We start from the raw sequence: 18,716 nt of genomic DNA, 5'->3' as shown, positions 1-18,716 counted from the left end.
CGGCAAAGCATAGAGACAGTGATTGCCTTGTCAATCTGCGTTGTGTTCGGCCCGGTTTACGGGCAGAGTCTAAAAAAATTGAGCGATGCAAGGAGTGAAGATGAGAAACCTGGATCAACTGGACTTGGACATCCTGGCCCATCTGTTTCGCGATGCGGGCATGACCAACAAGGATTTGGCCGCCCTGGTCGGGGTGGCGCCGTCCACCTGTCTGGAGCGGGTGCGTAAACTGCAACAGGACGGGGTGCTCAAGGGGGCGCACTGCGAGGTGGATTATCAGGCGCTGGGTGGTCATATCCAGGCCATGGTCTCCCTGCAGCTGGCCCGCCACAGCCGACAGATTATCGATGCGTTCCGCGATGCCATCCTGGCGTTGCCCGAGGTGATCAGCCTGTTCCACATGGGGGGCAAGGACGATTTCCTGGTGCACCTCTGCGTCGCCGACACCGAGCACCTGCGCAACTTCGTGTTCGATCACTTCACCTCGCGCGAGGAGGTGGTGCACCTCGAGACCTCGCTAGTGTTCGAGCACAGGTTCAGCCGATCCTTGCCCTGCTTCACCCACCCTTAAGCAGCATGAATGATAAAAAAACCGCCGAGAGGCGGTTTTTTTATCTGTAGAACCTCGTCAGTTCAGCACGGTTAAGTTGTCCGGTGCCGTCTGATAGAGCCCCTGCTGATAGGCCAGGCTGCCCCAGAGCACCAGTCCCAGCGCCGCTTCTTTCATGTCGTCCGGTTGCTGCGCCCGGGTGAGGCGCTGGCTGGTGGCGTCATACACATAGCCTTCCGCGTCCCGCTCCGGCTGCAGTATCACCACGTCCTTGCCCCGCATCAGGGCGAAGTTCTTGTCGTACTGCATGATGGCGCGACCCGGCCAGTCCGCCGGCATCCGGGTCAGATCCTTGCCCAGCATGGGGTAGTCGGCGCTTATCCCCATCAGGGAGAGCAGGGTCGGTGCCATGTCTATCTGGCTCACGATGCGCCCATCCTGGCGGGGGCTGATGCCCTCACCGACGATGACACCGGGAATGTGGAAGCGGGGGATGGGCACCAGATCGGCGCCGCTGACCCGGCTGTCGTGATCGGCGATGACCAGGAACAGGGTGTCCTTCCAGTAGTCCGACTGGCGGGCCTTCTTGAAGAACTCGCCGACGGCATAGTCCGCGTACTTGGCGGCGTTGTTGCGGGTCTGCTTGGGCTGCTCGTAGAGGGCGATGCGATCGTCCGGGAATTCGAACGGATCGTGGTTGCTCGAGCTGAACACCAGGCTGAAGAAGGGCTTGCCCTCCTTGCTCAGGGCCCGGAAGGTTTCGTCCGCCTTGGCCATCAGATCCTCATCCGAGGCGCCCCATGAGCCTTCAAATACCGGGTTCTCGAAGTCCTTCTGCTCGACGATGTGGCTGAAGCCGTTGCCGAGGAAGAAGCTGCGCATGTTGTCGAAATGGCTCTCGCCGCCGTAAATGAAGCTGGTGCTGTAGCCCCGTTGCTTGAGCAAGTCCGCGATGGTGAAGAAGTTGGTCTGGCTCTTGCCGAGCTTGACCACGGCCTGGGCCGGGGTCGGAGTGAAGCCAGTCAGCACGGCTTCGATGCCGCGCACCGAGCGGGTGCCGGTGGCGTAGAGCTGATTGAAGGCCCAACCCTCCTTGGACAAGGCATCGATATTGGGGGTGAGGGGCAGGCCGCCGAGGGAACCGACGAACTGGGCCCCCAGGCTCTCCTGCAACAGGATCACCAGGTTCTTCGGCTTGCCGGTGTAACTGGCCTCGTTGAAGCTCTGGCTCGGCAGGGTCTCGGAGCTGAAGTCCTGGCTCGGCCGGCCGCTCTCCTCACGCACCAGCTCCAGGATCCGCCCGTGGGGCAGCTCACCATAGAATTCGCTGGCGTTCTCCTCGGCCCCCATCTGCTTGATGGCGAAGAACAGGGAGTAAGAGGAGTTGACCACCAGGGCGTTGATCAGGGGATCGCTGGCAAACGCCACCATGGCGGGGTTGAGGGCGCGATGGCCCAGGCTGGAGCGGGCACCGAGGAAGCCGATGGCCAGGATCAGCAGGGCGAAGGCGGGCCTCAAGTACCAGCGCGGGAAGCTGAGCCTGCGCATCAGACGGCCACTGAGCCACCAGCCGCCCCCCAGCACAGCCGTGCTGAACACCAGGGCCAGCAGCAGCTCGCCCTTGCGGCCGGCCCACAGCATGGCGAGCACCTCTTTCGGGTAGATGAGGTATTCGACGTAGAGACGGTTGGGGCGTACCCCGTATTCGGTGACGAAGGAGGGGGTGGAGATCTCGAGGAACAGCATCAGCCAGAGCCCCAGGGTCAGCCAGATCCGGATCAGCATGAGCCAGGCGCGGCCGAGGCCGTGAGGGCCGGCCAGCAGCAGGGTGAAGACGGCGGGGACGCCCCACAGCCAGCAGAGGGTGGCGAAGTCGACCCGCAGGCCCTGCAACAACATCTGTGACCAGCCGTCAACGGCGTCGACCCGCTCCTGTTGCCAGAGGCCTATCCGGCTGACGGTCAGCGCGATGAGCGCGATCACTGAAAAAATGGCGATGGGCCAAAAGGGACCCAGCCAATGCCTTAGTTTTGTCATTGTTTTTCCTGATAAAAGCCTGTTTTTGGTGCCCATCCGGGGCGCTTTTTATTGTGTTGCAAGGTTATGACAGTAGAACGGGAATAAGGTTGCGAAGGGAAGATGTAAAAAAGTATATCGGTGAGGTATCTCACTGTTTTTGACAAAATTGACGGTATAAACGGCTGAGAAAACTGTGAGCCTGGTGGCAAAGCGGGGAAGGGGGCATCTCTATAATGGCGCCGAACTCTCTCAATCGGAGCCAAGATCATGCCGGTCTTTCTCGATGTCGAGTATTTGCAAGGATGGTGTCTGTTCGTGGTGCTCTCCGACGGTACTACCGGAGTGCTGGAGCTGACCCCCTGGCGTGCAGAGCCCCTGTTTGCCGCCATCGATACCGAGCGCCGCTGCGCCCGGGTCTTCATCAACGATCGCCACCAGCTGGCCTGGCCGGGGGGCTTCGTGCTGGCTGCCCACGAGGTCTATCACCTCATCAAGCCCGTCGACGAGCGCACCGCCTTCGCCGAGCCTCACTAGGGATAGGTCGTGCTAACTCTCTGAGCCAGATAACGTTTTCAGTCACAGACCCCATTTTGCCCGCTGGTTATTATGACATCAGTACGGCGCACCCTGCGCCGATACCTCCACAGCGGGAAGATAACAATGAAACAGGGAACGTTGCGCTATGGCGGCCTGCTCGGGGCTGCCTTGTTCTTGTCGGCTTGCGGCAGCGGGGGCGGTGGCTCCAGCACAGAGACCCAGCCACCGGTAGTCAATCCACCTCCTGCGGCCGCCAGTCGCGCCTGTTATGGCGCCGATCAGCCCGCCTGCAACTTGCGAACCTATCAGCTGATGGTGGAGTCCTTCGTCGACGGGGATGGCGCCGCCAACTACGGCGTCGGCTATGGCCCCTCCCAGCACAACGGCGATCTGCGTGGCATCATCCAGAGCCTGGATCACATCAAGAGCCTCAACGTCAACGCCATCTGGCTGACTCCTGTGTTCGACTCCTGCGCCGGCCAGGCCGGGGACGACAAGCTGGATGCCACCGGCTACTTCGCCTGCGACTTCTTCAACGTGGATCCCAACTTCGGTACCAATGTGGAGCTCAAGACTCTGGTTGATGAGGCGCACAAGCGCGGTCTCTATGTGTTCCTCGACGGAGTGTTCGGCCACGTCAACAAGGTGGGGGTGAGCAAACCCTCCCCAGAGGGGCGCCTGCCCGCCCTCAAGAGCGGTGGCGTCGGTTATCCGGGCCAGCTGGTGGATTACGGCAAGCCGGAGAGCCTCGCCTACTTCAAGGAGGTGGCCCGTCACTGGGTCGAGCAGTACGGCATCGATGGCTGGCGTCTCGATCAGGCCTATCAGCTGGGTCTCGACGACTGGCGCGCCATCCGCACCGAGGTGGAGCAGGCGAGCGCGGCGCGCAAGGCCGCCGGCCAGCAGTGGGGGACTCTTGGCTACCTGGTGGGCGAGGTGTGGAAGGGGGCGGACGAGATCCGCAACGAGGCCTATGGCCCGAGCGACAAGCCGGCGCTGCCCTCGGCGTTCGACTTCCCCCTGCGCTACGGCCTGATGCAGGCCCTGGCGGTGGAGGAGTCCGGCAAGGGCGGGCAGGGGGCCAGCGTGTTGGATGCCAGCTGGAACAAGGTGGAAAACTACCCGAACCACGCCATGCCGAACCTGATGCTGGGCAACCATGATCTGGTGCGCTTCGGCGATCTGGTCCAGCGCGGCAACTTCAATCCGGCGGATTACTGGCAGCGCCACAAGGCGGCGCTGAGCTTCCTCGCGGCCCGCTCCGGCCCCATCACCCTCTACTACGGCGAGGAGTTCGGTGACGAGGTGCCGGGCTTTGCCAAACAGGTGACCGATAACTGCGCGGCTCAGGGATTGTGCGACGATCACGTGGCCCGCAGCGATGGTAAGGTGCCCGCTGTCACCGGCTTTGTGCCGAGCAGTGAGCAGGCGGATCTCAAGACTTGGCTTGGCAACTTGATGGGCCTGCGCGCCCAGCACCCCGCCCTCTATCAGGGGGAGCGGGTCAAGCTGGTGGCCGACGGCAGCGTCTATGGGGACATCAAGCAGACGTCGGCGGAGCAAATCGTCTATCTGCTCAACGTCTCCACCACGCCCCAGAGCTACAGCCTGCCGGTCGGCAAATTGCGCAGTGGCAGTGCCCTGCTGGACTTGCAGAGCGGCGAGAGCCTGAGCATCGGCGGCAGCAGCGTGACGGTCGAGTTACCGCCGCTTAGCGGCCGCTTCCTGCTGCTGCAATAACGGGGTGCACAGGCACGAAAAAGGGCTCCCGCAGGAGCCCTTTTTGATCCGCCATCGCGGCGTCGCTACTTCTCTATGCTGCCACCTAGTTCATCACGGTGCGTGGCTGCGGGCTGGGCATTGCCGCTGCGCCAGCTCTCCAGCCGGTTGTGCACGCCGCGGCGCAGGCTCTTGAAGCTGGTCTCCAGGTAATCCACCCCCACCAGGATGGCCAGGGTGACACCGGTGAGCAGCAATGCCTGGTGCAGCATCTCCATGCCGATCAGGGCGCCGAGGGCCGCCAGCATCCAGATGGTGGCGGCCGAGGTGACCCCCAGCACATGACCATCCCGGGTCATCATGACCCCGGCGCCGAGAAAACCGACCCCTGTGATGAGCTGGCCCAGCACCCGCGCCTGATCCGCGCTCTGGGGGCTGACGGCGGCGCCGATGGCGAGGAAGCAGTAAGTGCCGAGCACTATGAGGGAGGAGGTGCGAATGCCGACCGGCTTGCCGCGCAGCTGGCGCTCCAACCCGACCAGGGTGCCACATATCAGACAGACCAGGATGTTCTCCCAGCCAAGGGGCGCTATGTCCCACCACTGTGTTGTCATCATATCCACCTCTGCTATTGATGCTTGTTATCCTGCCGCGCTCTGCCCCCGGTTTTCCAGCCGTTGCCGGAAGGCCCTGGCCAGGCGCTCGTAGAGGTCCTTTGCCTCCCTGTCTTCAATATCGCCACGGATCCAGGGATTGTCGATGATTTCCAGCAGCACGCAGCCCTGCCCCTGCTGGCGCAAGTCTACCCCGAACAGGCCGTTGCCGAGCTGATGGACGGCGCGGCGGGCGGTTTGCAGCACCCGCTCCGGCACCTCGTTCAGGGGCAGCGCCTCGATGCGGCTGAGATCGAGGGGGTGCTTGCGGCGGCGGATCCGGTTGCCGGGCTCGGGCCGGAAGCGGCGGCAGGCGAACAGGGGCGAGCCGTCGAGAAAGCCGATGCGCCAGTCGAATTCGGCGGGGATCCGGCTCTGCACCAGCAAGAGAGCGGAGCGGCCGAGTCCCTCGTCCAGCAGACGGGCGAGCTGGGTCTCGTCGCTTGCCATGGCAAGATCTCGCCCCTGGGCACCGTCGGGCACCTTGACCATCAGCGGCAGGCCGAGCCGTTGCACCAGCTCGTCCACATGGTGGCGGCCGCGGCGGGTCACCACCATGGTGGGCGGCATGGGCACACCGCTGCGCACCATCAGCTCATAGAGATAGAGCTTGTTGCTGCAGGCGAGGATGGCGCGGGAGCTGTCGATCACCGGCATCTTGAGCTGCTCGGCGCGGCGGGCAAACTCGAAGGTGTAGTGACCCACCGCGGTCTCGGATCTCAGCCAGAGGGTGTCGAACTCCGGCAGCCGCTCGATGGCCGATGGCGCCAGGATCTCGGCCTGGATCCCCTGGGCGGCGGCGGCCTTGATGAAGCGGCGAAGGGCCAGCTCGTCGCTGCTGGCGCGGCCGTCGTTGGGATCCACCAGGATGGCGAGCTGATAGAGGGGCGCGGCCTGCTCCTCGTCACCGGCACCGACCAGGGCCTGGGCATGTTGCAGCATCAGCTCCTTTTCGCTTGGGCTCAGCTCCAGCGGCGACAGACTCTGCTGCTGGCGCACCGACCAGCCATGGCGGCCGCGCTTGAGGGTCAGCTCCTGCAGCGGCAGTTGGCTCAGGCCGTAGTAGTAGCGGGCCAGCCCCCCTAGTTCGCTCTGCTCGCACTGGCCGAAGATGGCGCGCACCCGGATCCTGTCCTCGCTCTGGCGGGTCAGCCAGCTCTGCAGCTTGCGCCACAGCTTGGCCGGCGGCTGCTGGGGTTGCAGTACGCTGATGGCCTGCAAGCCGGGCAGGCAGTGGTGGCTGCGCGCCTGGGCCAGCAGGGAGCAGTAGTAGCCTGCGCTCAGGTGCTCAAGGCTGCGGCACAGGTTGATGATGCGGGGCCGTCCCCCCGTGGTGGGCAGGCCATGTTGCAGGTAGGTGCGGGCGGTCAGCAGATAATCGGCATGACAGGGCCAGTCGCCGAGCTCCTCGACGATGACATAGGTACTCATATTTTCGGCTCCACAGAGAGGGCTGCCACAATGGCAGGATCCCCAGTGGGCTTCGATGCACCGACAAGCACGACAATGGCGCGAGGGGAAACAAGAGGTTACAGTGCCTAATATCTGCCTTGGTAACTTGTGATACAAGTCGCATTTTTGGTGCTGAGGATAAATAACCGAACAAGGAGACCCCGTGTTGACCGTGCGCGCGGCAAAAGCCGATGATGTGGGCGCCATCGTCAGGCTGGAACGCTACTGTTTTCCCCCCGAAGTCGCCTTCGGCCGCAGCCGCTGGCACTATCTGCTCAATCAGGCCAAGGGGCGCACCCTGCTGCTGCTGGATGAGAAGGAGCAGCTGATGGGGTATCTGTGCGTGCTGGAGCACAAGGGCTGGGATCGGCTCACCATTCAGACCCTCGCCATCCGCTGGACAGTGCGTCGTCAGGGCTGGGCTCGCCGCCTGCTGGAACAGGTGATCGCCGAGGGCAGGGCCGCCGGCTGGGGCGCCATCCGGCTCGAGGTGGCCGACGCCAACCCGGAGGCCGGTGCCCTCTACCACGAGCTGGGATTTCGTTCCCGGCTGCGGCTGCTCGATTATTACGGCCCTGGCCTGCACGCCCACCGACTGGTGTTGTCACTGCGACCCGCGAAGCGGGAACGGGCATGAGCCGCGATGATGGCTTTGCCGCCATCCGGGAAATAAGCTGCGAGATATCGGCTTCGAGAGGCTGGCATGAGCTGTGACGACTGCCTCGCCACCGCCATCCGCGCAAAACTGGGCCGCTGCCCTGTGTGCGCCGCCCAGACGCTCCTCATCGGAGTGATGGGCTGGCTGGCCTGGTGGTGGTTGGGGGCCGATGCCTCGATCAATGCCCTCACCGCCCTGCTGTTTGCCCTCGCAGGTTCCGGTCTGTTCGGGCTGCACCTGTTGGTCTTTCTCTGGCGAAGGGTTGCGAACCCTGCGCGAGAACATGAATGAATTCGTTTGGCTATCAACAAGATAAACGACAATGGAGGTTCAGATGATTGCAATGGTAACGGGCGCCTCGTCCGGTTTTGGTGAGGCCATCAGCCGCCTGCTGGTGAGTTCGGGCTACAAGGTGATCGGCACGGGTCGGCGCGCCGACCGGCTGGCCGCCCTGGCCGAGGAGCTCGGTGGGTCGTTCCTGCCCCTGGTGTTCGACGTGCAGGACAAGGCCGCCACCAAGGCCGCCATCGCAGGCCTGGCTGCCCCCTGGTCCGAGGTGGATCTGCTGGTCAACAACGCCGGTCTGGCGCTCGGGCTCGAGCCCGCCCACAAGGCGGATCTGGAGGATTGGGAGCAGATGATCGCCACCAATATCAGCGGCCTGACCCTGCTCACTCGCCTGCTGCTGCCGGGCATGGTCGAACGCAATCGCGGCCACGTGGTGAATATCGGCTCCATCGCCGGCACCTATCCCTATCCGGGCGGCAACGTCTACGGCGCCACCAAGGCGTTCGTGAAACAGTTCAGCCTGAACCTGCGCGCGGATCTGGCGGGCACCGCCATCCGGGTCACCAATGTGGAGCCGGGCCTGTGCGGCGGCACCGAGTTCTCCAACGTGCGCTTCCACGGCGACGACGCCAAGGCAGCGACCGTCTATCAGGGGGTACAGGCGATCCAGCCGGAGGACATTGCCAATACCGTGCTCTGGGTCAGCCAGCAGCCCGCCCACGTCAACATCAACAGCATCGAGATCATGCCGGTGGCCCAGACCTTCGGCCCGCTCCATATCAGCCGTCGCTGAGGGCTGGTTCACTACCGAGATGAAAAGAGGCACCCTGGGGTGCCTCTTTTTTATGCTGACATTTTGAGCTACAGGCTCATGATCTTCTTGAATTCCGCCTCCGAGTACTTTTTCTCGCTGCTCTTGGTGAGATCCGTCATCAGCTTGTAGCGCAGCTCTTTGGCCAGCTGATAGTTCTGCTCCAGCTGGCCGTAGGAGTAATCCGATGCCAGCCCCAGCGCCGTGGCCTTGTCGCTGGCGTAGGTCTGCTTGAGGGTCTTGTCCAGCACGGCCACCTCCTGATAGAGCTTGTGGCTCTCCTTGTCCCAGACCCCGCGCAGCAGCGGCAGGTACTTGTCCGGGTTGGTGTTGGCGAGCGCGGTCAGGCTGCGGAACTGCCAGTAGGCGGAGTCGTCGGAGTAGCTGTCACTGCCGCTGCGATAGGGCAGGGGATAGGACTCCAGAGTGTTGTAGATGGGCATCATCACCGACTCGGCCAACACGCCGTAGCTCTGCCAGATGAGGCCCTGCAGCTCTTTTGGCATCTCCTTGCGCAGCTGGATGATGTGGGACTCGAGCTGCCGGTCGATGCGAATGGGCCGCTCCGCCTTGCCATCGAGGGGCGTGCCTTGATAGGTGGCACTGAGCAGTTTGGTGACGTCCGGCACGGCGATGGGGGCGTCCGGTTTCATGAACAGCGGGTACTGCGCCTGACGGGTGGCTTGCTTGTGGGAGGCGCTCAGCAGTTGCTGGCCGAGCCACTCCCTGTCCACGTTGTAGGGATCGGCGATGACCCCGAATGCCTTGGCGAAGTTGAAATCTTTCGGGTCGGCGTTATCCAGCAGCTTGTGCTCACGCACGAACTCCAGCAGCTTGGGGGAGTGCAGCACATCGGCGCCGTCCAGGTTCACCCCGTGGATGCGCAGGCCGTTGGCCACCATGGCATAACTGTCATCCGGTACCCGCACCGCTATCCAGTGGTGGCCCGAGCCTATCTCCATCAGCCAGGCCTCGTTCACGTCCGCCAGATAGAGGCTGTTGCCCTCACCGGCGCCATGGGTCTCCACATAGCGGCCGAGCAGCTCGACCCCCTCCTTCGCGCTCCTGGCTTGGGGCAGGATCAGGGTGGGGATGACGGCCTCGATGACCCCGGTCTCGATCAGCGGATCGGCCTTCTGGGCCCGCTCGTTGACCTCGGCGCTGGTGGTGGCCGAGATGGCGACGTTGGCCTCGTTGATGCCGCGCTCCTCGTAATACTTGCCGGCGGGATCGCTGGTGGCGGCATCCCAGTCACGGATGGCGGAGTAGGCGAGAAAGGCCTTGGGCATGGGTACCTCGAGCCCGTTGCCGAGTTTCCACTGCTTGCCCTCGTTCTGCTGGGCGGGGTGGAAGACCAGGTGCTTGTTCCAGTTGTTGACGCCGAAGTCCTCGTTTCTGGCGATCATGATGCTGCCATCGGCGCTGGCGCCCTTGCCGACGATGAGGCCGGTGCAGGCGTCGGCGCTGGTGCCGATGAGGCTTAACAGGGTGGCGGAGAGGAGACTCAAAGTGTGTCTTTTCATTGGGGTGCCCGAAGCTGATAGTGAGTGTGAGTCAGGCTGGGTGGTGAGATGGGGCTTGCCGCAGGCCTTGGGCGGCAACCTGGGGATGCCGGTAGATTGGTCTGCATCTTATTGATATTGCAAACACTTCATCCACAATACCGCGTCCTGACCGTATTGTGCGCTGGCATGGTATGCCTCTGTGGTTGTTTGTTTTGTGATCTGCGGTTCATTCTTGCACTTCCTTCGGTAAAACTGGGAGGGAGTGGTGACATCTGTGGTGCTGGCAGGAAAAGGCAGTGTAAACAGCAGCTCATCAAGAGTGAAAACGGCAGATGGCGGGGACTCGAACAAGTTGGCCTGCTCCTTGCTGGTCTATGGCCATGACGGGGAAGCCTCCCCGGAGGCCGGCGAGACCGGCAGACAGCTTGGAGCCCTCATGGATATCAAACCCTATGGTCAGCAACTCGCCCAGAGTGCGTCACAGCAGCGCGCCCTGGCCACCCTCGGCGCCGGTGAAAGCCAGCAGAGCAGCGGCTGGGATCAGCAGGTCAGCCTCTCCAGTCAGGTGATGACCGGCAAGGCGCAACAGGTGCTGACCTATGAACATCTGGCAAAAAGCGGCAAGAGCGCGAGCCAGGGTGGCGGCGCCAATAATGCGCTGGTGCAGCAGCTGGTGGACAAGGCGCTGGGCTTCGATCGCAAGAAATTTGACGATCTCGAGAGCCAGCTCAAGAAGGTGGCCGACGACAAGCAGCTGTCGAGCGAGGAGCGGGAGACCCAGACCAAGGCGCTGACCGAGCAGCGTGACGCCATGCTCAAGGCCGCCATGGATAAACTCACCGGCAAGAAATCGGAAGTGACGACTGCCTAGAAGTTGTGACCCAAACGGCAATCTGGCGTGCCATGGAGGCAAGAGATTGCCCGTCTGAACCAGGTGATATGACGAAAGAGGGAGGGTAATCCCCTCCCTCTCTTGGTTGAACCGCCTGCGCCTTATTTTTTCTCCGGCTCAATTCCGATGCCGATGGCCGTGGTCTGGACCGCCTTGATCTGATCCCCCTTGGCGATCAGGGCAAACTGGGCCGGGTCATTCACCTTGACGGTGAGGGTCTTGTCCACGCCCTTGACCTTGATGGTCTGGGTCGCCTTATCGACCTCGATGACATCCGCATAGATGGTCACCTGCATGCCGGCCCCGGCCCCCGGCTTGTCTCCCGCGGCGGCCTTGCTGCCCTCTACCTCCACCAGGCGTTTGCGCACCCCGGCGGTGCCCTTGAGCAGCTCCAGATCCAGCAACTGCAGGTAGCGCAGCGCCACCACGTCACCCACCTTGATGTTCTGCAGATTGGTGACCTCTTCCCCGGCGACCAGATCGAAGGTCTCGCCTTCGGCATTCTTCAGGCTGACCTTGCGGGTCGCCACATCGATGGCGGTGACGGTCGCCTTGGCGGTGACCTCTTCTGCCAGACTGGCTTCGCCCGGGGTGACGGCCACATTGGTGGCGACCACGGCGGCGTGCACCAGGGGGGCGGAGGAGAGGGTGAGCAAACCAGCGATCCAAGCGTGTTTCAGTTTCATGATTGAGACCCTATGGTTGGGAAACGGGACCTCGCGAGAGGCGCCCTGATGGCGAAACGGCGGTGGCAGCATGACGATGGGGAAGGGAAGATCCTCTTTCCCGACGACACCATGGCAAAGTCGCACCTGAGTACCTTATACCAGATGGCGAGCCATCACCACGCTGGCCGAATGGCGCCGTTTTTTGACCTGATGCGAGCCTGGGCGCACAATCCCCCTGCATGCATTCAACCGAGGGCCTTGCCGTGTACAACTTCCAATATGCCAATCCGACCCGTGTCTGTTTCGGGGAGGGTCAGATAGCCAGCCTGCCCGAGCTCATTCCGGCAGGCAGTCGCCTGCTGGTGCTCTATGGGGGCGGTAGCATCAAGCAGAACGGGGTTTATCAGCAGCTGTGCGATGCCCTGGTTGGGATGGACTGGCAGGAGTTCTCCGGTATCGGCGCCAATCCCCAATACGATCAGCTGATGGAGGCGGTGGCCCTGGTGAAGCGCGAGGGCATCGACTTCCTGCTGGCGGTCGGTGGCGGCTCTGTGGTGGATGGCACCAAGTTCGTGGCCGCCGCCGCCCGCTTCGAGGGGGAGGATCCCTGGGACCTGCTGCTGCACAAGACGCCGGTAGAGGCGGCGCTGCCCCTTGGCTGCGTGCTGACCCTGCCTGCCACGGGCTCGGAGAGCAATCCCGCCGCCGTGGTGAGCCGGGGGGACGCCAAGCTCTCCTTCATGAGCCCGAAAGTGCTGCCGCAGTTCGCCGTGCTGGATCCCACCACCACCTACAGCCTGCCGGTGCGCCAGATTGGCAACGGCGTGGTGGATGCCTTCGTCCACATCACCGAGCAGTACCTCACCTTCCCGGTGGGCGGCGAGGTACAGGATCGGCTGGCGGAAGGCCTGCTGCAGGTGCTGGTGGACAACGGCCCAAGGGCGCTGGTGGATCCCACCAACTACCAGGTGCGGGCGAACCTGATGTGGGCCGCCAGCCTGGCGCTGAACGGCCTCATCGGCCGCGGTGTGCCCCAGGACTGGTCCACCCACGCCATCGGTCATCAACTCACCGCCTTGCACGGGCTGGATCATGCCCAGAGCCTGGCGGTGGTGCTGCCCTCTCTGCTGCGCGAGCAGGCCTCCCAGAAGCAGGAGAAGCTGGCCCAGTTCGCCGAGCGGGTCTGGCACTCCAGCCGGGAGGACAAGGCGCTGCGCATCGAGGAGGCTATTATCCGCACCGAGCAGTTCTTCCAGCAGATGGGGGTGGGCACCCGGCTCGCCGACTATGGGCTGGATGCGCGCTGCATCCCGGCGATCTGCTCCAACCTCAAGCGCTTCGGCCTGACCGCGCTCGGGGAGCACCAGGATATCGATCCAGATAAAGTCGCGAGGATCCTCTCCCACGCCTGTTAGGTCGCGGGATCCGAGCAAAGATCCCGAGATCCGCTACCGGATCTATCGCTCCTGCCCAATAGAAAACGCCCCGAGTTCGGGGCGTTTTCTATTCCAGGAGGAAGGCTCGGGGCAGCCGATCAGGCGCCCCGATCCAGCTCATGCTCCCGTGCGGCCGCCTTCTGCCTGGCTGGATGGGTGTTGAGCCGCTGCCAGTAGGCCAGCAGGTGCGGGAACTGGGCCAGCTGATCGCTCTGGGCCAGCAGATCCACCAGGAAGGAGTTCATGATGTCGGCGCCGGAGAGACGCCCTCCCACCAGATAGTGGCGAGTGCTCAAGACAGCATTCAGATAGCCCAGCACCTTGGCGCACTCCGCCTTGGCATAGCCCGGCAGGAAGCGCATCTGGCTGCCGTCCTTGCGCACAAACATGTCCAGCAGCAGCGGCAGGATGCCGGAGCTTTCGGCGAAGTGCAGCCACTGCAGGTACTCGGCATAGTCAGGGGAGTCCTGGGCCGGGGCCAGCCGCTCGGCGCCGTGGCGGGCGATCAGGTATTCGGTGATGGCGCCGGATTCGGCCAGCACACGCCCCTCGTATTCGATGACAGGGGACTTGCCGAGGGGATGGATGGCCTTGAGCTCGGGGGGCGCCAGAAAAGTCGTGGCGTCGCGCTGGTAGGCCTTGATCTCGTAAAGCAGCCCCAGCTCTTCGAGCAGCCAGATGATGCGTTGGGAACGGGACTTGTTCAGGTGGTGCAGAACTATCATGGGGACCTCGATTCGATGGCAGGAGGCGATGATACGCGCCGGCGCGACCAGGGGTTCACAGACCCGGAAAAAAAGAGCGGGCTTGATGCCCGCTCGCTCAACGCCTGACTCACGCCTCCAGCGCCTGATCCAGATCCGCCAGGATATCCTCGATGGCTTCGATTCCCACCGACAGCCGGATCATCTCGGGTTTGACCCCGGCCTTGGCTTGCTCCGCCTCACCGAGCTGGCGGTGGGTAGTGGAGGCCGGGTGGCAGGCCAGGGACTTGGCATCCCCTATGTTGACCAGCCGCTTGAAGATCTTGAGGGCGTCGTAGAAGCGCACCCCGGCCTCGTACCCTTCCTTCAAGCCAAACGAGAGGATGGCCGAGGGGCGGCCGCCCATGTACTGCTCCGCCAGCGGGTAGTGGGGGTGATCGGGCAGGCCGGCGTAGCTGACCCATTCCACCTTGGGGTGAGCTTTAAGGTGATGGGCGACCCGCAGGGCGTTATCCACGTGGCGCTCCATGCGCAGGCTCAGGGTCTCCAGCCCCTGCAGCAGGAAGAAGGCGTTCATGGGAGCAAGCGCCGCGCCTGTATTGCGTAGCGGCACCGTGCGTACCCGGCCGATAAAGGCCGCCGGACCAAAGGCTTCCGTGTAGACCACCCCATGGTAGGAGGGCTCTGGCCGGGTGAGCTGAGGGAAGCGCTCGGCGTGATCCGCCCAGGGGAACTTGCCCGAGTCGACGATGACGCCCCCCAGCGAGTTGCCGTGGCCCCCCACGTACTTGGTCAGGCTGTGCACCACTATGTCGGCGCCGTGCTCTATGGGTTTGCACAGCACAGGGGTGGCGACCGTGTTGTCGACGATGAGGGGCACGCCACGGGCGTGTGCCACTCTGGCGAAGGCGGCCAGATCGACAATGTTGCCCGCCGGGTTGCCGATGCTCTCGCAGTAGACCGCCTTGGTCTTGTCGTCGATGAGGGCGGCGATGGCCTCGGCGCTGTCATCCCTGGCGAAGCGCACCTCGACCCCGAAGCTCGGCAGCATGTGGGCGAACAATGTATAGGTGCCGCCGTAGAGTTGGGGGGTCGAGACGATGTTGTCGCCGGCGGCGGTCAGCGCCTGGATGGCGTAGGTGATGGCGGCGGAGCCCGCCGACACCACCAGTCCGGCTATGCCCCCTTCCAGGGCGGCGAGGCGCTGCTCCAGCACGTCGTTGGTGGGGTTCATGATGCGGGTGTAGATGTTGCCCGGCACCGCCAGGTTGAACAAGTCCGCCCCGTGCTGGGCGCTGTCGAACTCGTAGGCCACCGTCTGGTAGATGGGCACGGCCACCGCCTTGGTGGTGGGGTCGCTGGAAAAGCCGTGGTGCAGGGCCAGGGTCGCATCTTTCATCACACACTCCTTGTTGGATGTTGCTCGTTGCCGTTTTTTTAGATGGATAGACGTCCAATCTAGCAGGCTCCGCCCGGATGTAAACAGGCGGATCCGGCAAAGCTATTTCATCCACGGAGGATGGGGCTCGTCGCTGATCCGGATCAGGTTTCTGCGCCGCTCCCGGCCCGCCCCTTGCACCCTGACGAGCCAGCTGTCTGAGTGATGGCTTAGAAACGGCGGCGATACTCCCTGTCATCGATCTGGGTCATGTCCCACTGCATCAGGCGGTTGAGCTGGCTCATGGGATCCTCGATCAGCGGCAGCGAGCGGGGCAGGATCCGCTGGAAGTAGCGGCGCAGGGTTTGCTGGATCCGGTTCGGTTTGGGGGAGGATGGCTGGCTCATGATGGTGCTCCTGTGAGGTTGTGCTCATTGTTCGGCATCAGTATTGAGCTAAAATGAGGAAGTAAAAACTGACGACTTCACTGCCAAGGATTACCTCTTTTATGCCCAGCAGCCGCCTCTACCAGCAATTTCAACGACTCGCCCAGCAGCTCGGGGCCGATGAGCGGGAGCTCAGCCTCGCCGAGGTGGCGGATCTGCTGTGCTGCACCCCGCGCAACGCCCGCCTCTTGCTCAAGCGCATGCAGGAACAGGGCTGGCTCAGCTGGTCGGCCGAGGCGGGACGGGGGCGTCGCTCCCGGCTGACCCTGCTCGACAATCAGGAGAACCTGACCCGGCGCCGGCTGCGGGCGCTGCTGCAACAGGGGCTGCTGACCCAGGCGGTGCGACTGGCGGAAGACAGGCTGGATCTGCTCACCCCGCTGCTCATCGAGCAGCTCGGCCAGGCCACCCGGGAGGGGCGCCAGATCCTGCGGGTGCCCTACTATCGGCCGCTGCCCCGCTTGCTACCCACGGATCCCCTGCGCCGCTCCGAGGTGCACCTGAGCCGCCAGATCTTCAACGGCCTGACCCGGCGAAATGAGGAAAATGGGGAAATCGAGGGGGATCTGGCCCATCACTGGGAGTGTCTCGGCCCCTGTCACTGGCGCTTCTATCTGCGCCCTGCGGTGCGGTTTCACCATGGCCGCGAGCTGGTGGTGGAGGATGTGATGGAGAGCCTGCTGGCCCTGCGCGATCGCCCCCTGTTCGCCCACCTCGCCCGGTTGGAAACCCCCTGGCCGCGCACCCTGGACCTGCATCTGGACAGCCCGGATCCCTGGCTGCCCCACCTGCTGGCCGAACCCGTGGCGGCCGTGCTGCCGAGGGAGCTCAAGGAGGATCCGGGCTTTGCCCTGCAACCAGTGGGCACGGGCCCCTACCGGGTGACCACCAATGATCCCCTGCACCTGTGCCTCAGCGCCTTTGACGACTACTTCGGCCTGCGCGCCCTGCTCGACGAGATCGACATCTGGATGCTGCCCGAGCTGGCTGAGCGGCTGGAGAGCCACCTGCAACTGGGCAGCGACAGCCCTGAGCTCGGCACCATGCGCGGCGAATCCGAGCTCGAGTCCGGCTGCTACTTCCTGCTGCAGGACGACAGATCCCCCGCCCTGCAGGATCCGGCCCTGCGCCAGTGGCTGGCCAACCTGCTCAACCCCATCGCCCTGATGGCGCGGGTCGCCCCCGAGTTGCAGCGCGGCTGGACCAGCGCCCTCGGCCTCCTGCCCCACTGGCGAGAGGCCCAGGCCGCCCCGCTGCCGAGCCCGCAGCAGCTGCCGACCCGGCTGGTGCTCGCCTGTTTCAACCAGCATCTGGAGTTCAACGAGTGTGCCGGTGCCATGGCCAGCCTGCTCGGGGAGCAAGGAATCGCGCTGGAGGTGCGCACCCTGGATTACAGCCGCTGGGTGAGCGGGGCGGATGAGGACGTGGATCTCTGGCTTGGCACCCTGAACCTGGAACACGAGCAGGCCTTCGCTCCTTACGCCTGGCTGCTGGGGACCCCCTTGTTGCAGCGGGTGTGGGGCCGTCAGCCCGGCCTGTGGCAGGGCTTGACGCAGTGGCGTGCCAGCGGCGCCGAGCCGGGACCGCGGGCCTTGCTGGCGGAGGTGCAACGACAGGGCCGCTTCGTGCCCCTGTTTCACCACTGGCTGGAGCTGGAGAGCCGGGTCGGCGTACACGGTGTGCGCATGACGGCCCTCGGCTGGTTCGATTTTCGCAGCGCCTGGTTAAAACCCGTACACAGGGAGATGCCGGCGGAAATCTGAGGCCGCTCTCACCCGCACACCGGGACGCTTGAGTCGTGACGGCGGGCGCGCTAGCCTGTGCGCGGTCCCACGACAAGGAGTCGAATAGTCATGCTGGAAATGCAGATCCAACCCCGTTTTCAAGAGACAGATGCCCTCGGCCACATCAACAACACTGTGCCGGCGGTCTGGTTCGAGTCGGCCCGGGATCCCCTGTTCCGCCTCTTCTCCCCCGAGCTGGATGTGCATGACTGGCATCTGATCATCGCGGGCTATGGGGTGCAGTTCAAACGGGAGCTGTTCTATGGCCAGCCGGTGACCATCAAGACAGGGGTGAGCCGCATCGGCTCCAGCTCCTTCACCCTCTGGCAGGAAGCCTGGCAAGGAGGGGAGCTGGCGGTCACCGCCGAGACGACCCTGATCCATTTCAACTACCAGACCCGCCAGTCCCGGCCGCTCGACGTGCGCCACAGAGAGGGGCTCGGGGTCTGGTTGATAGAGCGTTAACCCAAGGCCTTCGGGCCCATCACAGGACACTTATGCGCAATACCCTGATCGCCCTGAGCCTCGGCTTGGGACTGGGACTCAGCTCCCTGCCTGCCCTGGCAGCTACCCTGACCGAGCAGTTCACCCTGATGGAGAAGGGGGCCGAGAGTGCTCTCGATACCCGGCTGTTCAGCCACGACGGGGTGGACATCAAGGCCTGGATCGACGGCAAGCCCGTCATCATAGCCGTGCCCATCATGAACGAGCAGGGCAAGCTGGAGGGGGAGAGCCGCTACTACTTCAAGGGCGGCCAGTTGTTCGGGGTGAAGGAACCTGCGGCCCAGTTCGCCTTCGACGACAGCGGCAAGCTGACCCAGTGGCTGGATGAGAAGGGGCAGCCAGCGGAGTTCGTCAGCAAGATGAGCATGCAGCAGCGCCAGGAGTGGCTCATCAAGAGGGCCGCCGAGCTGAGCCAGCTGTTCGTGCCGAGCCAGGCGGAGCAGAAGGCCGCCAAGGGTGGCGTCAAGCTGAAGGGGGCCGAGCTGACCCAGTGGCTGTGTAGCGGCAAGCTGATGGCGCTCGCCAAGGGTGACAAGGTGCAGGTGGAATCGAAGAAGATCAAGGTGAGCGAGCAGGGCCTGGAAGGGGAGGTCTCATTGCGCCAGGAGAAGGGGTGGCAGGATCTCTGCCTCAAGTGCGAGGTGCAGGGCCCGCAGGTGACCCGCCTCACCTGGCAGCCCTTGCCCGCCGACAACAAGCCGCAATAAGCCGG

Annotated in this window: 19 protein-coding genes; 11 read left to right on the top strand and 8 right to left on the bottom strand. The window is 63.8% G+C overall.

Annotated elements, in window-relative coordinates:
* Positions 1-100: 100 nt before the first annotated feature.
* Positions 101-571 carry an Lrp/AsnC family transcriptional regulator gene (locus CUC44_RS04200; protein WP_025325515.1) on the top strand — a complete coding sequence of 157 codons (471 nt, stop codon included), beginning with the start codon at positions 101-103 and terminating at the stop codon, positions 569-571.
* A gap of 57 nt (positions 572-628) precedes the next feature.
* On the opposite strand, the gene CUC44_RS04195 is transcribed toward CUC44_RS04200, so the two are convergent.
* Entirely contained in the window at positions 629-2,587 is a 1,959-nt protein-coding gene (locus tag CUC44_RS04195; RefSeq protein ID WP_100858730.1) for an LTA synthase family protein, read from the bottom strand.
* Between the two features lie 249 nt (positions 2,588-2,836).
* Here CUC44_RS04195 and CUC44_RS04190 point away from each other — a divergent pair, with 249 nt between their 5' ends.
* Both CUC44_RS04190 and CUC44_RS04185 read left to right on the top strand, forming a co-directional pair.
* Positions 2,837-3,103 carry a DUF2442 domain-containing protein gene (locus CUC44_RS04190; protein WP_100858729.1) on the top strand — a complete coding sequence of 89 codons (267 nt, stop codon included), beginning with the start codon at positions 2,837-2,839 and terminating at the stop codon, positions 3,101-3,103.
* A gap of 126 nt (positions 3,104-3,229) precedes the next feature.
* Positions 3,230-4,846 carry an alpha-amylase family protein gene (locus CUC44_RS04185; RefSeq protein ID WP_100858728.1) on the top strand — a complete coding sequence of 539 codons (1,617 nt, stop codon included), beginning with the start codon at positions 3,230-3,232 and terminating at the stop codon, positions 4,844-4,846.
* 65 nt (positions 4,847-4,911) lie between these two features.
* Here the strand turns inward: CUC44_RS04185 and CUC44_RS04180 are convergent, their stop codons facing one another.
* Together CUC44_RS04180 and CUC44_RS04175 are read right to left on the bottom strand one after the other, a co-directional pair.
* Positions 4,912-5,442: an MgtC/SapB family protein gene (locus CUC44_RS04180; RefSeq protein WP_167388769.1), complete on the bottom strand. Its 531-nt coding sequence runs from the start codon at positions 5,440-5,442 to the stop codon at positions 4,912-4,914.
* A gap of 24 nt (positions 5,443-5,466) precedes the next feature.
* Positions 5,467-6,909, bottom strand: a complete 1,443-nt coding sequence (locus tag CUC44_RS04175; RefSeq protein WP_100858727.1) for a RimK family protein — start codon at positions 6,907-6,909, stop codon at positions 5,467-5,469.
* Positions 6,910-7,093: 184 nt separating this feature from the next.
* Between CUC44_RS04175 and CUC44_RS04170 the strand changes: the two genes are divergently transcribed.
* The 3 genes from CUC44_RS04170 to CUC44_RS04160 all read left to right on the top strand — a co-directional run bounded on the left by CUC44_RS04170 (position 7,094) and on the right by CUC44_RS04160 (position 8,669).
* Positions 7,094-7,567, top strand: a complete 474-nt coding sequence (locus CUC44_RS04170) for a GNAT family N-acetyltransferase (RefSeq protein ID WP_100858726.1) — start codon at positions 7,094-7,096, stop codon at positions 7,565-7,567.
* A gap of 66 nt (positions 7,568-7,633) precedes the next feature.
* Positions 7,634-7,879 (top strand): DUF3624 domain-containing protein, encoded by a 246-nt coding sequence (locus tag CUC44_RS04165; RefSeq protein ID WP_100858725.1) that lies wholly within the window; start codon positions 7,634-7,636, stop codon positions 7,877-7,879.
* Positions 7,880-7,922: 43 nt separating this feature from the next.
* Entirely contained in the window at positions 7,923-8,669 is a 747-nt protein-coding gene (locus tag CUC44_RS04160; RefSeq protein ID WP_100858724.1) for an SDR family oxidoreductase, read from the top strand.
* Positions 8,670-8,737: 68 nt separating this feature from the next.
* Here the strand turns inward: CUC44_RS04160 and CUC44_RS04155 are convergent, their stop codons facing one another.
* Complete coding sequence (locus CUC44_RS04155; protein WP_100858723.1) at positions 8,738-10,210, bottom strand: C69 family dipeptidase; 1,473 nt, start codon at positions 10,208-10,210, stop codon at positions 8,738-8,740.
* 418 nt (positions 10,211-10,628) lie between these two features.
* Between CUC44_RS04155 and CUC44_RS04145 the strand changes: the two genes are divergently transcribed.
* Positions 10,629-11,063 carry a hypothetical protein gene (locus tag CUC44_RS04145; protein WP_100858859.1) on the top strand — a complete coding sequence of 145 codons (435 nt, stop codon included), beginning with the start codon at positions 10,629-10,631 and terminating at the stop codon, positions 11,061-11,063.
* Positions 11,064-11,185: 122 nt separating this feature from the next.
* Here the strand turns inward: CUC44_RS04145 and CUC44_RS04140 are convergent, their stop codons facing one another.
* Positions 11,186-11,770, bottom strand: a complete 585-nt coding sequence (locus tag CUC44_RS04140; RefSeq protein WP_100858721.1) for a hypothetical protein — start codon at positions 11,768-11,770, stop codon at positions 11,186-11,188.
* Between the two features lie 221 nt (positions 11,771-11,991).
* Between CUC44_RS04140 and CUC44_RS04135 the strand changes: the two genes are divergently transcribed.
* The gene (locus CUC44_RS04135; RefSeq protein ID WP_100858720.1) at positions 11,992-13,167 is read left to right on the top strand and encodes an iron-containing alcohol dehydrogenase; all 1,176 of its coding nucleotides are present in this window, start codon (positions 11,992-11,994) and stop codon (positions 13,165-13,167) included.
* A 119-nt stretch (positions 13,168-13,286) separates the two neighbouring features.
* Here CUC44_RS04135 and CUC44_RS04130 read toward each other — a convergent pair whose 3' ends face one another.
* The 3 genes from CUC44_RS04130 to CUC44_RS04120 all read right to left on the bottom strand — a co-directional run bounded on the left by CUC44_RS04130 (position 13,287) and on the right by CUC44_RS04120 (position 15,677).
* Entirely contained in the window at positions 13,287-13,913 is a 627-nt protein-coding gene (locus tag CUC44_RS04130) for a glutathione S-transferase family protein (protein ID WP_167388768.1), read from the bottom strand.
* A gap of 109 nt (positions 13,914-14,022) precedes the next feature.
* Complete coding sequence (locus CUC44_RS04125) at positions 14,023-15,291, bottom strand: O-acetylhomoserine aminocarboxypropyltransferase/cysteine synthase family protein (protein WP_100858718.1); 1,269 nt, start codon at positions 15,289-15,291, stop codon at positions 14,023-14,025.
* A gap of 209 nt (positions 15,292-15,500) precedes the next feature.
* The gene (locus CUC44_RS04120) at positions 15,501-15,677 is read right to left on the bottom strand and encodes a hypothetical protein (RefSeq protein ID WP_100858717.1); all 177 of its coding nucleotides are present in this window, start codon (positions 15,675-15,677) and stop codon (positions 15,501-15,503) included.
* Between the two features lie 101 nt (positions 15,678-15,778).
* Between CUC44_RS04120 and sgrR the strand changes: the two genes are divergently transcribed.
* The 3 genes from sgrR (at position 15,779) to CUC44_RS04105 (ending at position 18,711) form a co-directional block, all read left to right on the top strand.
* The gene (gene sgrR / locus CUC44_RS04115; protein ID WP_100858716.1) at positions 15,779-17,479 is read left to right on the top strand and encodes an HTH-type transcriptional regulator SgrR; all 1,701 of its coding nucleotides are present in this window, start codon (positions 15,779-15,781) and stop codon (positions 17,477-17,479) included.
* Between the two features lie 90 nt (positions 17,480-17,569).
* Entirely contained in the window at positions 17,570-17,965 is a 396-nt protein-coding gene (locus tag CUC44_RS04110) for an acyl-CoA thioesterase (protein ID WP_100858715.1), read from the top strand.
* Positions 17,966-17,997: 32 nt separating this feature from the next.
* Positions 17,998-18,711, top strand: coding sequence for a hypothetical protein (locus CUC44_RS04105; RefSeq protein ID WP_100858714.1), 714 nt, complete (start codon positions 17,998-18,000; stop codon positions 18,709-18,711).
* The last annotated feature ends 5 nt before the right edge of the window (positions 18,712-18,716 follow it).

This window comes from Aeromonas lusitana, from assembly GCF_002812985.1.
In the GTDB taxonomy this organism is placed as follows: Bacteria; Pseudomonadota; Gammaproteobacteria; order Enterobacterales; family Aeromonadaceae; genus Aeromonas; species Aeromonas lusitana.
The sequence above is the reverse complement of the archived record's forward strand: the minus strand, read 5'-3'. Positions and strand labels throughout refer to the sequence as shown.

Excerpts from the sequence above, each read along its gene's own strand:
- CUC44_RS04200 (WP_025325515.1), top strand. The coding sequence starts at position 101 with ATGAGAAACCTGGATCAACTGGACTTGGACATCCTGGCCCATCTGTTT.
- CUC44_RS04195 (WP_100858730.1), bottom strand. The coding sequence starts at position 2,587 with ATGACAAAACTAAGGCATTGGCTGGGTCCCTTTTGGCCCATCGCCATT.
- CUC44_RS04190 (WP_100858729.1), top strand. The coding sequence starts at position 2,837 with ATGCCGGTCTTTCTCGATGTCGAGTATTTGCAAGGATGGTGTCTGTTC.
- CUC44_RS04185 (WP_100858728.1), top strand. The coding sequence starts at position 3,230 with ATGAAACAGGGAACGTTGCGCTATGGCGGCCTGCTCGGGGCTGCCTTG.
- CUC44_RS04180 (WP_167388769.1), bottom strand. The coding sequence starts at position 5,442 with ATGATGACAACACAGTGGTGGGACATAGCGCCCCTTGGCTGGGAGAAC.
- CUC44_RS04175 (WP_100858727.1), bottom strand. The coding sequence starts at position 6,909 with ATGAGTACCTATGTCATCGTCGAGGAGCTCGGCGACTGGCCCTGTCAT.
- CUC44_RS04165 (WP_100858725.1), top strand. The coding sequence starts at position 7,634 with ATGAGCTGTGACGACTGCCTCGCCACCGCCATCCGCGCAAAACTGGGC.
- CUC44_RS04160 (WP_100858724.1), top strand. The coding sequence starts at position 7,923 with ATGATTGCAATGGTAACGGGCGCCTCGTCCGGTTTTGGTGAGGCCATC.
- CUC44_RS04155 (WP_100858723.1), bottom strand. The coding sequence starts at position 10,210 with ATGAAAAGACACACTTTGAGTCTCCTCTCCGCCACCCTGTTAAGCCTC.
- CUC44_RS04145 (WP_100858859.1), top strand. The coding sequence starts at position 10,629 with ATGGATATCAAACCCTATGGTCAGCAACTCGCCCAGAGTGCGTCACAG.
- CUC44_RS04140 (WP_100858721.1), bottom strand. The coding sequence starts at position 11,770 with ATGAAACTGAAACACGCTTGGATCGCTGGTTTGCTCACCCTCTCCTCC.
- CUC44_RS04135 (WP_100858720.1), top strand. The coding sequence starts at position 11,992 with ATGCATTCAACCGAGGGCCTTGCCGTGTACAACTTCCAATATGCCAAT.
- CUC44_RS04130 (WP_167388768.1), bottom strand. The coding sequence starts at position 13,913 with ATGATAGTTCTGCACCACCTGAACAAGTCCCGTTCCCAACGCATCATC.
- CUC44_RS04125 (WP_100858718.1), bottom strand. The coding sequence starts at position 15,291 with ATGAAAGATGCGACCCTGGCCCTGCACCACGGCTTTTCCAGCGACCCC.
- CUC44_RS04120 (WP_100858717.1), bottom strand. The coding sequence starts at position 15,677 with ATGAGCCAGCCATCCTCCCCCAAACCGAACCGGATCCAGCAAACCCTG.
- sgrR (WP_100858716.1), top strand. The coding sequence starts at position 15,779 with ATGCCCAGCAGCCGCCTCTACCAGCAATTTCAACGACTCGCCCAGCAG.
- CUC44_RS04110 (WP_100858715.1), top strand. The coding sequence starts at position 17,570 with ATGCTGGAAATGCAGATCCAACCCCGTTTTCAAGAGACAGATGCCCTC.
- CUC44_RS04105 (WP_100858714.1), top strand. The coding sequence starts at position 17,998 with ATGCGCAATACCCTGATCGCCCTGAGCCTCGGCTTGGGACTGGGACTC.